The sequence below is a fragment of the Mycobacterium sp. 852013-51886_SCH5428379 genome (assembly GCF_001665575.1).
Taxonomy (GTDB): domain Bacteria; phylum Actinomycetota; class Actinomycetes; order Mycobacteriales; family Mycobacteriaceae; genus Mycobacterium.
In genome coordinates, this window is record NZ_LZSU01000017.1 from 142,887 (window position 1) to 156,729 (window position 13,843).

General features: G+C 68.7%; 12 protein-coding genes. 5 read left to right on the top strand and 7 right to left on the bottom strand.

All coding sequences use genetic code 11. The annotated features are described in order from the left end of the window. The first annotated feature begins 95 nt into the window (after positions 1-95). Positions 96-2,750 carry an alpha/beta fold hydrolase gene (locus A5757_RS06035; protein ID WP_082929337.1) on the top strand — a complete coding sequence of 885 codons (2,655 nt, stop codon included), beginning with the start codon at positions 96-98 and terminating at the stop codon, positions 2,748-2,750. Here the strand turns inward: A5757_RS06035 and A5757_RS06040 are convergent. Beyond that, positions 2,737-3,213 (bottom strand): hypothetical protein, encoded by a 477-nt coding sequence (locus tag A5757_RS06040; RefSeq protein ID WP_066830089.1) that lies wholly within the window; start codon positions 3,211-3,213, stop codon positions 2,737-2,739. The two genes, A5757_RS06035 and A5757_RS06040, sit on opposite strands and share 14 nt — an antisense overlap. 138 nt (positions 3,214-3,351) lie before the next feature. On the opposite strand from A5757_RS06040, the gene A5757_RS06045 reads away from it, so the two are divergent. Beyond that, positions 3,352-4,218, top strand: a complete 867-nt coding sequence (locus A5757_RS06045; RefSeq protein ID WP_066830091.1) for a DMT family transporter — start codon at positions 3,352-3,354, stop codon at positions 4,216-4,218. An 84-nt stretch (positions 4,219-4,302) separates the two neighbouring features. Here A5757_RS06045 and A5757_RS06050 read toward each other — a convergent pair whose 3' ends face one another. From A5757_RS06050 to A5757_RS06065, 4 genes are all read right to left on the bottom strand, one after another. Beyond that, a complete protein-coding gene (locus A5757_RS06050) occupies positions 4,303-5,160 on the bottom strand; it encodes an ABC transporter permease (protein ID WP_066830094.1) in 858 nt (285 codons plus the stop codon). Next, on the bottom strand, positions 5,157-6,032 hold the full coding sequence (locus A5757_RS06055; RefSeq protein ID WP_066830100.1) for an ABC transporter permease: 876 nt from the start codon (positions 6,030-6,032) through the stop codon (positions 5,157-5,159). Before A5757_RS06055 ends, A5757_RS06050 begins: the two co-directional genes overlap by 4 nt. A 10-nt stretch (positions 6,033-6,042) precedes the next feature. Next, complete coding sequence (locus A5757_RS06060; RefSeq protein ID WP_066830103.1) at positions 6,043-7,239, bottom strand: spermidine/putrescine ABC transporter substrate-binding protein; 1,197 nt, start codon at positions 7,237-7,239, stop codon at positions 6,043-6,045. Between the two features lie 82 nt (positions 7,240-7,321). After that, on the bottom strand, positions 7,322-8,425 hold the full coding sequence (locus tag A5757_RS06065; RefSeq protein WP_066830106.1) for an ABC transporter ATP-binding protein: 1,104 nt from the start codon (positions 8,423-8,425) through the stop codon (positions 7,322-7,324). A gap of 352 nt (positions 8,426-8,777) precedes the next feature. Here A5757_RS06065 and A5757_RS06070 point away from each other — a divergent pair, with 352 nt between their 5' ends. Continuing rightward, entirely contained in the window at positions 8,778-9,209 is a 432-nt protein-coding gene (locus A5757_RS06070) for an SRPBCC family protein (protein WP_066830109.1), read from the top strand. A 6-nt stretch (positions 9,210-9,215) separates the two neighbouring features. Here A5757_RS06070 and A5757_RS23590 read toward each other — a convergent pair whose 3' ends face one another. Further along, the gene (locus tag A5757_RS23590) at positions 9,216-10,655 is read right to left on the bottom strand and encodes a collagen-like protein (protein ID WP_066830395.1); all 1,440 of its coding nucleotides are present in this window, start codon (positions 10,653-10,655) and stop codon (positions 9,216-9,218) included. 150 nt (positions 10,656-10,805) lie between these two features. Between A5757_RS23590 and A5757_RS06080 the strand changes: the two genes are divergently transcribed. Together A5757_RS06080 and A5757_RS06085 are read left to right on the top strand one after the other, a co-directional pair. Beyond that, positions 10,806-12,197 (top strand): cytosine permease, encoded by a 1,392-nt coding sequence (locus tag A5757_RS06080; protein ID WP_066830112.1) that lies wholly within the window; start codon positions 10,806-10,808, stop codon positions 12,195-12,197. An 84-nt stretch (positions 12,198-12,281) separates the two neighbouring features. Further along, positions 12,282-12,761: a TspO/MBR family protein gene (locus A5757_RS06085; protein WP_066830115.1), complete on the top strand. Its 480-nt coding sequence runs from the start codon at positions 12,282-12,284 to the stop codon at positions 12,759-12,761. Positions 12,762-12,768: 7 nt separating this feature from the next. On the opposite strand, the gene A5757_RS06090 is transcribed toward A5757_RS06085, so the two are convergent. Next, positions 12,769-13,842: an isocitrate/isopropylmalate dehydrogenase family protein gene (locus tag A5757_RS06090; protein ID WP_066830118.1), complete on the bottom strand. Its 1,074-nt coding sequence runs from the start codon at positions 13,840-13,842 to the stop codon at positions 12,769-12,771. Between the last annotated feature and the right edge of the window lies 1 nt (position 13,843).

The window sequence follows — 13,843 nt, forward strand, 5'->3', positions numbered from 1 at the left end:
CGAGTTAGGCTAGCCTGCGCTAAGCCCGTGTAGCCAATCGAATCGGAGTTCGCCATGTTCGACGCCCGCCGCACCGTCGGGTGCTCCGGACAACGGTGAACACCAGCTCGGCCACCCTCGTCGGCGCCCTCGTCACGCTTGTCTTCGTAGCCCTCGTCGTCGCCCGGAGGTGGAGGCGTCGGCGGCCGCCGAGCGGGCCCGACCAGCAGCGCCACGATCCGGCGGCAGCGCCCGTCGTCCGCGATTCGGGCGGGTACAGCGCCCCCGAGGTCACGGGCCGGCCGCTGGAGCACCCGTCAGTCCCCGCGGCGTTCGAGGCCGCCGCACTCGGCCGCCTCGACCAGATCGCCATCCGCACCGCCACGGAGACCGCCACCTACGGCGCCTTGCTGGCCGGTGCCCAAGCGGTCGCGGCAGCTCGGACGGCCGGCACGGACGGGGTCGTCCTCGTCCCGGCGGTGCTGCGACCCGCCACCGTGTCGACGATCCTCGGCCTCTTCGCCTGCGGCGCGACATCGGTGATGCTGGACCCGGCCCTGCCGGAGAACCGGGTCCGGGCGATCCGCGACATCCTCACCGACCACCACTACGGCGTCTCGGCGGCGGAGGTGCCCGTCGACCTACCGCCGGCCGTCACTGCTGCACCGACCGGTCTGGGCGCACGACGAGGCCCGTCCGACGTGACGAGCATCCAGTTCACGTCGGGATCCACCGGGGCCCCGAAAGCCGTCCTACATCCGCACGGCATGTGGCTGTGCGACGCCGAGCTGTTCGCCGCCCGCTTCGGCATCACCGGCGGACGGCGCATCGCTCTCGGGCTGCCGATCAGCTTCGGCGCCGGACTCAACGTGCTGATCGGCTCCCTGCTCTGCGGCGCGGAGATCGTCGCCATCGAACCCCGCGACGTCACCGCAGCCGACGCCCTCGAACGCATCCGCTCATCGCAGGCCCGCGTCGTGATCTGTACGCCGGCGTTCCTGGTGGCCCTGCACGACGCCGCCCGGGGATCCGGCCTGCCCGCGGTCGAACGCATCGTCACCACGGGTGAACCGCCCTACGCGCGCCACGTGCGGCTCGCCAGAGAGCTTGCGCCGCAGGCGATCTTCACCAACTGGGTCGGCTCGTCGGAGGCCAGCGCCATCTCCGCGCACGACATCGGTCCCGACGACCCGCTACCGCAGGGCGTGATCCCGGCCGGCGTTCCCGCACCACACAAGACGATCACGCTCGCCGCCGACGGCGCGGTCGCCATCACCTCGCCCCATCTCGCGCTCGGCTACCTGGATCCGGCCGCGGCCACCAGCCGGTTCGTCACCCATGCGGACGGCTCCCGGACCTTCTTCGGCGGCGACATCGGACGGTACGACCAATCGGGTGCGCTGATCCTGGCCGGACGCAGCGACTCGGCGGTGAAGATCCGGGGGTATCTCGTCGAACCGGCCGAGATCGAGTCGGCGTTGCTGCAATACGACGACGTGCGCGAAGCGGTCGTCACCGCAGCCGATGACGGGGCCGGCCTGATCGCCTATGTGGCGCCCAGTTCGACGACGCGCACCCCCGCGGTCGCCGACCTGCGCGGCCGGCTGCACACCGACCTGCCGCCGTGGATGGTGCCGACGCACATCGTGATCCTGCCGGCGCTACCGCGCACCGAACGCGGCAAGGTCGACCGGCTGGCACTGCCCGCACCGGTGTCATTCGGCGCGGAACCACCCCGCGGGGAACTCGAGACGGCGCTCGCGCGGATGTGGCGCTCGATCCTCGGCGTCGACGCCGTCGGCCGCACCGACAGCTTCTATGCGCTCGGCGGCGATTCGCTCACCGTCACCAGGATGCTGCGGGAGATCAGCAGCGAGTACGGGGTCGATCTGCGCCAGTCCGACATCGCCGGCGCACCGTGCATCGCCGATCTCGCCGAGAAGGTCACCGGGGCGCGCCTGCGTGATGTGCCCACGGCGGGGGGACCGCAGCTCGGACCGACCACGGTGCCACTGCGCCCCCTCTCGTCGCAGACCACCGGGCAGCCGTTGCACTGTTTCACCGGGGCAGGGGCGTCGTCGCTGTGCTTCGTACCGCTGACGGAGCGGTTCGGGCCGGCCACCGCGGTCTACGCCTACGAACCCAAAGGTCTTGAGCGACGGTCGATTCCGGACCTGTCCGTGGAGCGGGCCGCCCGCAGGCACCTGATCGATGTGCGCCGGGTGCAACCGCACGGCCCGTACGTCCTGCTCGGCCACTCGCTGGGGGCCCACATCGCCTTGGAGACCGCCCGTCTGCTGACCGACGCGGGGGAGCGGGTCGAGCTGCTGGTCATGCTCGACCCGTGGCTGCCGCCCCGAGTGGCGCGCGAGGCGCGACGCGAGCTGCCCGACGTCTCGGTCACTCTCGAGGAGACCGTCCCGACCGACGTGAAATCCTGGTGGAACCACCAGAAGTCGGTCCCGCTGGCCGGTCTCGTCGTCGGTGGGCAGCGCCGGCGGTCCGCGGCCATCGAAGAGGTCGGAATCATCACCGGAATGCGGTATCGCCCGCGGCCGTGGCCGGGCCGGGCGCTGCTGGTGCTCAGCCACCTCAACCTCGACGACCCGCGCATGTGGCCGCGGATCGTGACCGGTGATCTCGCCGTTCGCGTCGTGGACTGCGATCACGACTCCATCGTCCGGGAGCCCTATGTCGGCGAAGTGGTCGAGGCGATCACCGCGGCCAGGACCGGTCGCCCCTCGCGCCGGCGGCCCGTCAGCGGAAGGTAGCCCGATCCACCACCGCGAAGCAGCGCGCGGTGTTGGTCATGATCAACACCTCCTGCACCGCGTCGGTCCGGATGTCGGGAAAGTCGAACAGCCGCAGATCGTTTCGGCCCAGTACGGCGCGCTCGGCGACGTCGGCACCCGTGCGGGTGCGCACCAGCACGGTGACTGTCGTCGGATTCCTGGTCAGCACCGTCACCAGCACACCGGAGCCCTGCGGCTGTTGACCCCAGGCCAGCGGCGATGCGCATGCCGGGTCGCCCTGGGCGTTGGGTGGGACGGTCTGATCGACCTGGATCGGCGCAGAAACGTCCGAGCCCGTGCGGATCGCCGCGGCGGCGGTTGCGGTGACCTTCACCGGATCCGAGGGGACCGCGGGCGACACCGCACCCATGCGGTAGCCGCATCCGGAAACCGTCACGGCGACCGCGACGGCCGCCGCAACGGTGGCCCCCCTGGTGTTCACCCCACACCCCCCAGCGTTGTCAGCAACGCGTGTGTACCCCATCATCGGCGCCTGAACCATGCGCGGGGGCGAGTCTGCGCAAACTGGACGAAGTAAACACGGTGGACGCGGCGGGCAACGGTCCCGTTGAATGCACCGATGCCCAGTCAATCGGCCCGCGCCGGCACGTTGATGGCCGTGACCGCCATGCTGTCAGTGCAATTGGGCGTCGCGGTGGCGGTCGGGCTGATCGACCGTATCGGCGCCGAGGGGGCGGCGTGGCTACGCCTGGCCTGGGCAGGTCTGCTGTTCCTGCTGTTCCTGCGGCCCCGCGCGGCCGGTTTCACCCGCCGCAGTCTGGCGACCTGCGTGGCATTGGGCGTGGTGACGGCCATGATCACGCTGTTGTTCATGGCCGCGCTCGACCGCATCCCGATGGCGACGGCCAGTGCGCTGGAGTTCCTCGGGCCGCTCGCGGTGGCGGCGTTCAACGGGCGGGGCGTCCGGGCGCTGATCTGGCCGGGACTGGCCGCGATCGGGGTGCTGCTGATGACGCAGCCGTGGTCGGGCGCCGTCGATCCGGTCGGGGTCGCGTACGCACTCGCCGCCGCGGTGTTCTGGGGTTGCTACATCCTGCTCACCCAGAAGGTCGGCGACACCGTGTCGGGCATCAACGGGTTGGCCGTGTCGATGCCGGTCGCCGGGCTGGTCGCGACGGTGGCCGTCGGTCCCGTCGTCTTCGATCGGATGACCCCCGAGCTGCTGCTGATCGGGCTGGGGCTGGCGATCATGCTGCCGATGTTCCCGTTCGCGCTCGAGTTCCTCGCGCTGCGGCGGCTGACCACCGCGGCGTTCGGCACCCTGATGAGTCTGGAACCCGCGTTCGCGCTCGTGATCGGCTTCGTCGTCCTGCACCAGGTGCCCGGCCCCGCCGCGGTGACCGGGATCGGGTTCGTCGTCGCCGCGGGGATCGGGGCGGCCCGCACCGGTGCCCGCCCCCGACCACTGCCCGCGGAGGTCGGCTGACCCTCTCGTTTGGCGCGAAACAGCATTCCCTGCTGCCAAGCGACATGCTTGACGACCGGGAATGCTGTTTCGCGGAAAACTGGGTCAGGCGTCGAGGCGCTTGCGCCGGTAAAGCGTCCCGACGGCGAGCAGCAGCAGGCTGACCACCAGGATCGCCGTTGCGATGACGTTGATCTGCGGCGGCACCGCGGCCTTGACGGCCGCGTTGACGTACAGCGGGTAGGTCACCGTGGAACCGCTCACGAAGTAGGTGATGATGAAGTCGTCGAGCGACAGCGCGAACGACAGCATCGCCGCGGCCACGATGCCGGGAACGATCAGCGGCAGGGTCACCTTGAAGAACGTGCGGGTCGGGCTCGCACCCAGATCCATCGACGCGTCCTCCAGCGTCCAGTCGAAGCCGCGGACCCGGGCGCGCACCGTCATCGCGATGAAGCTGACCTCGAAGGCGATGTGCGCCAACAGGATCGTGGTGTATCCGGTCGCCCAGCCGAGGTCGAGGAACAGCACCAGCAGCGATGCGCCCATCACCACCTCGGGCGCGGTGAGGGGGAGTACGAGGAAGGTGTCCACCGCGCGCTGACCGCGCCACCGCTGACGCACCAGCGCGATCGCGACGAGGGTGCCGAGCACCAGCGCGACGGCCGTCGACACGGCGGCGACGTTGAGGCTCAACTTCATCGCCTCGGTCAGCGCCGGGTACTTGAACGGGTCCAGCCAGTTGTCGAGCGTGAAACCCTGCCAGCTGTAGTTGAACTTGCCCTTCGGATCGTTGAACGAGAACAGCACGATCACGAAGATCGGGATGAACAGGTACAGCAGCACCAGGCCCGCGACGATCCGCAGACTCCAGTCACCCCATTTCGGCGTGCCCTTCACCGTCTTGGGCTGCGGCGGCTGCTCGGCGGCGACGGCGACGGCCGCTCCGGCCTGGGTGGTCATACGAGGTCCTCCGAACCCAGCGCACGGGTGTAGAGCAGGACCCCGGCCAGGATCGTGCCCATCAGCACCAGGCTCAGCGCGGCCGCGGCCGGATAGTCCTTGACCACGAGGAACTGCTGCTGGATCACGTTGCCGATCATGGTGGTTTGGGTACTGCCGAGGTATTCGGCGTTGATGAAGTCGCCGGCTGCGGGGATGAACACCAACAGGCTCCCGGCCAGCACACCCGGAATCGACAGCGGCAGGATCACCTTGGTGAAGCTGCGGACGTTCGACGAGTACAGATCCTTCGACGCCTCGATGAGCCGGGGATCGATCTTCTCGAGGCTGACGTAGAGCGGAAGGATCATGAAGATGATCCAGTTGTAGATCAGCCCGCCGATCACCGCCCAGCTCGTCGACAGCAGCCGGCCGTCGCTCGGCAACAACCCGATCGCGTCCAGCGCGGTGACCACCCACCCGTTGTCGGCCAGGATCGTCTTCCAGGCGATGGTGCGGATCAGGAAGGTGACGAAGAACGGCAGGATCACCAGGCCCAGGATCAGGTTCTTGAACCGCCCGGCCTTGAACGCGATCACATACGCAAGCGGGTAGGCCAGCAGCAGACACACCACCGTCGCGGTCAGCGCGTAACCGAACGACCGCATGATCTGGTCGGAGAACCGGCTGAACGCCTCACCGTAGTTGGCGAAGTCCCACGAGAACGTGAGCGTCGGCAGGAACACCGAGCCGCCCGTCGAGGACAGCGACGTGCGGGTCAACGAGATCAGCGGCCATACGAAGAACACCGCGAGATAGGCCAGCGCCGGCAGGATCATCAGATACGGGGCGATCCTGCTGCGCTGCCTGCTGCTGCTGGCTACACCTGCCATGGGTGGTTCGTCAGCCTCCGGTCACGGCGGCGTACATGGTGTTGTACTCCTGGGTCTGCTCGTCGGTCAGTGCCGCCCACGACTTGAGGTTGTCCACGGTCGACTGCGGCGGGTTGATCAGCGGGTTGGACGCGACCTCGGGATCGACCCTGTTCAGCTCATCGGTCATCTCGGACAGCACCGGTACGAACTGGGTGAAGGCGATCAGCTTCGCGTAGTTGGCCCGGTCGTAGACGTAGTCGATCCACGCCTCGGCCGCACTCTGGTTCTGGGTGGTGTACGGGATCACCATGGTGTCGATGAACCACGTGCCGCCGGCCTCCGGAACGATGAATTCCAGATCCGGGTTGTCCGCCTTCAGCTGCACCACGTCACCCGAATACGCCTGGGCGATCGCGACATTGCCCGAAGCGAGGTCGTCGGCGTAGTCGTTGCCGGTGAACCGGCGGATCTGCCCGTTGTCCTTCTGCTCGCGGATCAGGTCGACCGCCTTCTGCACCGACTCTGTCGACGGGCTGGCCGGTGAGGCGCCCTGGGAGAGCATCACCATGCCGAGCCCGTCCTGGGTGTCGGAGAGCAGGCTGACGCGGCCCTTGAACGCCGGATCCCACAGATCCTCGATCCGGGTGATCTCGCGTCCGGTGGCGGCCTTGTTGTAGGCCAGCCCGACCATGCCCGTCATGTAGGGCGCGGTCTTGGTGCGTCCCGGATCGATCGACGAGTCGAGCAGATCGGGGCGCAGGTTCTTCTTGTTCGGCACCCGGTCGGCGCGGATCTCGTTGAGCCAGCCCAGCCCGTTGATGCGGGCGGCCATGAACTCGGTGGGGATGACCAGGTCCGCGCCGATGTCCTGCTTACGCGACAGTGGCTCCTTGACCTTGGCGAACCACTCCTCGTTGTCGTTGAAGTCCTCTTTGTAGTCCACGGTGAGGCCGGAGGTCGTCTGGAAGGCCGCGATGAAACCCTCCGCCATGTACAGCGGCCAGTTCGAGATCCGCAGCGTGCCGCTGGCGGGTCCGCCGTCGTCCTGGGGGGTGGACTGGGAGCTGCCGCTGTCCGAACTGCAGGCCGCGAGGACCGACGGTCCGAGCGCGAGCGCGGCAGCAGCTGCGGCGCCGCCGCCGAGGAACCGGCGGCGGGTGGTGCGGTTGGCGGCGAAGCGGGCAGCCAGTTGGGAATCGAACGCTCGAGAGTTCTCGCGGGCCATGGCGACTGTGCCTTTCGTGGATTTCCTGGAGGGAAAAGCGGCGGAACAGAACAGACGGGACTAGATGGGGACGGTGCGCGGGTCAGGACTCGTCGAGCATCTCCTCGAGGTCCGAGGCGGTCGGGATGTCGGCCGCGGGCAGCACCAGTGACGCATCCGAGGACCAGCACACGTGCACCTGATCGCCGGGGCGCACCGTCGGCAGCTGCTGTTCGGGGCCGACGTGGGCGACGATGGGGGAGCCGTCGGGAGCGGCCAGCGACAGCCGCACCACCGGACCTTGGAACGTCATGTCCTGCACCGTGGATTGGACGCAGGAAACGTCTCCCGCCGGCGGCTCCAGAGACACCCGGACCCGCTCGGGACGCACCATGAGGGTGGCGTGTCCACCGGTCTCGATGGCGGTGTCGCCGGGCCGTGCCCGCAGTTTCGTGCCGAGCACCTCGACCTCGACGTGGTCGGCGTCGATCCGTGCGATCTGCCGGCCCGCCCACAGGTTGGCCTGTCCGATGAAGCTGGCGACGAACACCGTCGCGGGCCGGTCGTAGATCTCGGTGGGGCTGCCGATCTGCTCGACGTTGCCGGCGTTCATCACCGCGATCCGGTCGCTCATCGTCAGCGCCTCCTCCTGGTCGTGCGTCACGTAGACGAACGTGATGCCGACCTCGCGCTGGATGCGTTTGAGCTCGAACTGCATGGCGTGGCGCAGCTTGAGGTCGAGTGCGCCGAGCGGTTCGTCGAGCAGCAGGGCGCTCGGATAGTTGACCAGGGCGCGCGCCAGCGCGACCCGCTGCTGTTGACCGCCCGAGAGCTGACCGGGTTTGCGGTTGGCGAAGTCGGTGAGGCGGACCACCTCGAGCAGTTCGTCGACGCTCCTTTTGACCTCTGCTTTGTCCTTCTTCTGGCTGCGGGGTCCGTATGCGACGTTGTCCCACACCGTCATGTGCGGGAACAGCGCATAGTGCTGGAACACCGTGTTGACGTTGCGTTTGTGCGGCGGGACCCGCGAGACGTCGGTGCCCTCGAGCCGGATGGCCCCTGTGGTCGGGGTCTCGAAACCGGCGATCATGCGCAGCGTCGTGGTCTTACCGCAGCCGGACGGGCCGAGCATCGAGAAGAACTCACCCGACGCGATCGAAAAGTCCGCGTCGGCGACCGCGACGTAGTCGGTGAAGGTCTTCGTCACATGGTCGATCTCGATGACCGGACGGCCTTTCGGCGACGATGATGCGCCGGTACCGCGGTCAACCTCGGTGGTGTGTGAGCCGGTCAGAAGGCGCCTCCTCGACGAACTACCCGCGGACTGTGCGTTAACAATCACCCATCACAACCCGACGCGCAAGCGATTCCGCAACGATTTAACATTCGAACGAGCGAATCCTTCGTTCAGACCGGTGCCGAACAGAAGAATCCGCGCAAATCGGGACGGCATGTTTAAAGCGGCGCCGACCCGCATGCCCCTCGGTGTGAGCAAATCCCCCTGGGGCGTCCTGAGCCGCCCGTTTACCTCTACGCCCCGGTCGGGTAGTGATTGGACCATGGCCTCCGTCGATGTCACGGTTTCGTCCGATCTCACGCCCGAACGCGCCTGGGAGCTCGCCTCCAATCTGCGCCGCTTCGACGAGTGGCTGACGATCTTCGGTGGGTGGCGCAGTGATGTGCCCGCCGAGATCGAGGTCGGCACCTGCGTGTCGTCGTTGATCAAGGTGAAGGGCTTTCGCAACACGATCCACTGGCGAGTCACCCGGTACGACGAGCCCAAGGACATCGAGCTCGTCGGCACCGGGTTCCCGGGCGTGTGCATCGCGCTGTCGCTCCACGTCGAGGAGCGCAAACCGGAGGGCACCAAGTTCCGGGTGGTCGCCGATCTGTCCGGCGGCCTGCTCAACACCCGCATCGGCACGCTGGTGGCCCGGGTGATCGAGTCCGACGTGAAGAAGTCGGTGAACAACCTGGCCGCGTTGCGCTGAGCGCCGCTAGGGCGTCTTGCGCCGACGCCCCGACAGAACGAAGAACAGCACGGCGCCGACGGCCAGCACACCGCTGACAGCCGCCGCGATCACGAGCGGTTTGACCCAGCTCTTCTCCTGCTGGGCCGCCGGGGCCGTCTGAGCGCTGGTCAGTTGTACCTGATAACCGGGGACCGGCCCCTGCGACGGTTGCGTCAACCCCGGCAGCTGCTGGGTGCTGGTGACCTGGAAGAGACGTTCGCCGCCGGCGGTCCTGGTCCAGGTGCCCCACGCCGGGGTCTCGTCGTCGAGCAGCACACGGTGCCCGCCGACCGCCGGATCGTCGCCGAGGTCGGCCAGCGTCTTCACCCGGAACGGCTTCGACGACCCGTCCTTGTACTTCAGCTGCACCAGCACATTCTTGAAGCTGGTGGGCGGCTTCGGCTTGCTCGGTGGCGGCTGGCCCGGACCCGGGCGATAGCCGCCGCCGGAGAAACTGCCGGTGGAGATCGTGGCGGGCTTGCCCGAGGCGTCCCGGTTCACGGCGGTGAAGCTGTAGACGCCGGCCTTGGGCGCGGTGAGGACGGCCCGCTGCATCGGTGGGACCTGGACGATGCGGGGGGCGTTGTCGTACAGGTAGATCAGCTGCAGCGGAGTGCTGTAGGGGTTGGTGAAGACCGGCCGGTACCAGTTGTCGTAGCCGACCCAGGACGAATTCCACTGGGTCACCTGGCTGGTCCAGGTGGTCGACTCCGACCACGTGGTGGTCTCGCTGACCACCGACTCCAGTGATTCGGTGATCTCGGTGATCTCGGTCTCGGACGCGGCGGGGGGCTCCGGGACGTCGACCGCTGGGGCGCGCAGCGCCTCGTCCAGCGTCTCCTGCGGGACGTCTGCAATGTCGGGTTCGGGGGTGTCTGCCTCGATCGCGGGGTCAGAGACGTTCGATTCGGGATCACCCGGATCGGCGAACTCACCCAAACCGTCGTCGCCGGCCGGATCGCCCGGCTCGCCGGGGGCACCGGGGTCACCCGGTTCGCCGGGGTCACCTGGTTCGCCGGGGCTACCCGGTTCGCCGGGGGCACCCGGTTCGCCGGGGGCACCCGGTTCGCCGGCCTGACCGGCGTCGGAGCCCCCCTCGGGACCGGGCGCGGGCGGCTCGTCGGCGGGCGGCGCGTCGGGCGCTGGTAGGTCGGCGTCGGGCGCCTCAGGTGCGGGTCCCTCATCTGCCGGCGCAGCAGGTTCAGCCGGTTCCGGCTCAGCCGGTTCGGCCGGCTCCGGCGCTGCGGGTTCCTCCGCCGGCGGATCGTAGGACCCGGAATCGTCAACGACCTCCGACGAGTCACCATCGTCATAGGGATCGGCCAACGCCGGGGCGCTGACGCCGACACACAACGCCGTTGTGAGTGCCACGGACGACAGAGCGAGGGCGATGCGCCGGTACAGGGCGCCTGGATCGTCGTTCAAAGTCATCCTCCTCATCACGTGCCGTCCGACGCGGCGTGCAGCGAGCGTCGAGCAGGGATCTTGCCGGATCCTTGGCGGATTCTTGGCGTACAACGGCAAACACACGGAGCAACGTCGGCCGTGGTGGACCCCGCATGATCGAATGAGCGGATGCCTGACGGGTCGACGACGAGCGCCTTGAACGCCAGCACATTCAGCGGACGACGTCCGAGCGGCGCCGGCGACCTGGCCGTGGAGACGCACGGTATCGCCCCGCTGGGGCCCGACCAGCGCTACGGGCACCCCGCTCGATTGTTCACCGTATGGTTCGCCCCACAGGTGAACATGGCGGGCGTCTTCACCGGCACCCTCGCAATCGTGCTGGGGCTGGGTTTCTGGCTCGGCCTGCTGGCGATGGTCATCGGCACGGTGCTGGGCTCGCTGGTGGTGGCCTATCTGTCGACCTGGGGCCCTCGGACGGGCACCGGCCAACTACCGCATGCCCGAATGGCGTTCGGCGGCGGCGTGGTGCTGCCTGCCGTACTGCAGTGGGGTTCGTCGATCGCGTGGGATGCGTTGGTCGGCCTGTTCGGCGGCGAGGCACTCTCGTTGCTTCTGGGCATCCCATTCTGGGTGGGCGTGCTCATCGTCCTGGGCGTCCAGGGCGTCGTCGGGTTCTTCGGCTACGAGGTGATCCACCGGTTGCAGGCGGTGCTCACTGTCATCCTGTTCCTGACGTTCGTGGTGTTCACGATCAAACTGGTCGGCGGTCATGAGGTGATCAGTCCGGCCACCCTGCAGGGCGCCGACCTCGCCGGCGCCTTCGTCCTGGAGGTGACGATCGCGTTCAGCCTCGCGATCTCGTGGGCCAGCTACGCCGCGGACTTCAGCCGGTATCTGCCGGCGAGCTCACCGTCGGCACAGGTCTTCGGCTACACCTTCGGCGGGATCGTGCTGGGCTACGTCTTCGTTCAGGGCATCGGAATCGCGGCGGCCGAATCGCTGGGCGAGCACACCGCCGCGGGCGTGCAGGCGGTGATGGGCGGTGGTGTGCTCGGCGCGGTCGCGCTGCTGGTGATCGCGGTGGCCTCGATGGGGTCGGGGGTGATGAACGACTACAGCGGATCGCTGGCGCTGCAGACGATCGGCGTGCGCGTACGCCGACCGGTCTCGGCGCTGATCGTGACCGCCCTGGCGTTCGCGCTGATCCTCTGGTTGCACGCGGCCGACACCGCGACCCGGTTCCAGGACGTCCTGCTGCTGGTGAGCTACTGGATTCCCGCGTTCGTCGCCGTCACGGCCGTGGACTGGGTGCTGCGCCGGGGGTCGAGAGCGACGCTGAACCCGGCCGAGGAGCCCACGGTGCGCCGCGACGCCGCTGTTGCCGTGGCGGCCTTCGTCATCGCCTACCTGGCGGCGGTGCCGTTCATGAACACCTCGCTGATCCAGGGTCCGGTCGCGCAGGCGTGGCACGGTGCGGACATCGCCTACTTCGTCAACTTCCTTGTCGCACTGCTGATCTACGGCGGACACCGTGCGATATCGCGGCGCGGGCGCCGGTGACGTCCCGGTGACGCAACGGTTCACCGGCGCATCGGGCGGGTACGCAGTCGGGACCCCTTCCGGGGCTCCCAGGAAAGGATTTTCATGCGTGCCTCAACCCTCGCCAAGACCGCAGGCGCCGTCGTCGCCACCGGAGCACTGGGCGGGCTGGCCAGTCGCCCGTCGCAGTCGGTCTGGTACGCGCGGCTGAAGAAGCCCAGCTTCCAGCCGCCGCGGCAGGTGTTCCCGATCGTGTGGCCGGCGCTCTACGCCGACATCGCAGCGGTCTCGGCGGCGACCATCGACCGCTACAACGACACCGGACAGCCCGAGAAGGCGCGCGCCTACACCGCCGCGCTGGCGGCCAACCTGGTGCTCAACGGCAGCTGGTCATGGCTGTTCTTCAGCCAGGGCCGGCTCGGGCCGGCCGCGCTGGGCGCCGGCGCATTGACCGCGAGCAGCGCCGACCTGACCCGGCGGGCGGTCCAGGCGAACGGTGCGGCGGCCGCGCCGCTGGCGCTGTATCCGATGTGGTGCGCCTTCGCGACCGTGCTCTCGTCGCGGATCTGGTTCCTCAACCGCTGATCTGCGGTCAGCAGCCGTCGAGCACGGCCAGGACGTGTTCGGTGAACCCCGTGGTGGTGCTCGTGCCGCCCAGATCGGCGGTGTGCACGCCGTCGTCGAGTGCGCGGGTGACCGCGTGCTCGACGAGCCCGGCCGCCTCAGACAGGGCGCGGCGATCGTGATGTCCGGCCAGCCAGTTCAGCAGCATGGCCGTGGACATCATCATCGCCACCGGATTGGCGGCGTTGCGGCCGGCGATGTCCGGGGCCGATCCGTGCGCCGCCTGCGCCATGGCCTTGTCGGCCGACGAATTCACCGACGGCGCCGTGCCGAGTGAGCCGGCGAGTTGACCGGTGAGGTCGGACAGGATGTCGCCGAACATGTTCTCGGCCACGATGACGTCGAACTCGGTGGGCCGCGCGACCAGAAGCGCCGCCAACGCATCGATGTGCTCGAGGCGGACCGAAACGTCGGGGTACTGCTCGGCGACCTGCAGACAGCTGTCGCGGAACAGGCCGGTGGTCTTCGACAGCACGTTGGCCTTGTGCGCGATGGTGACCGAGCGCCGCCGCGTCATTGCCAGTCGGAAAGCCTCGTGCGCGATGCGTTCACAGGCGTCGCGGGTGAATACGGCGACCGCCAGCGCGACATCGGGGGTGGGCATGAATTCGCCTGCGCCGTCGTGCATGTTGCGGTCGGCGTAGAACCCCTCGGTGTTCTCCCGGACGACAACCACGTCGAGGCCGGGACAGACCGCCGGGATGGTGTCGCTGAGCCGGCGGGCCGGCCGGATGTTGGCGAACAGGCTGTACCGCTTGCGGATCGCGCCGCCGGGGGAGAGACCGGCCCGGAACGCGGCGGGATACCCGGCGTTGTCGTGGGGCCCCAGCAGCCAGGCGTCGAGCCGGTCGAGTTCGTCGAGGGTGCGCTGCGGTAGCGGGGTGCCGTCGCGGGTGATCGCCTCGGCGCCCATCGGCAGGCGCCGCCAGATCACCGGTACCGACACCGCGGCCAGCGCACGTTCGGTGACCTGCACTGTGGCGGTGACGATCTCGGGTCCGATGCCGTCGCCGGCGAGTACGCCCAGCGCAAGGGGGTCCATG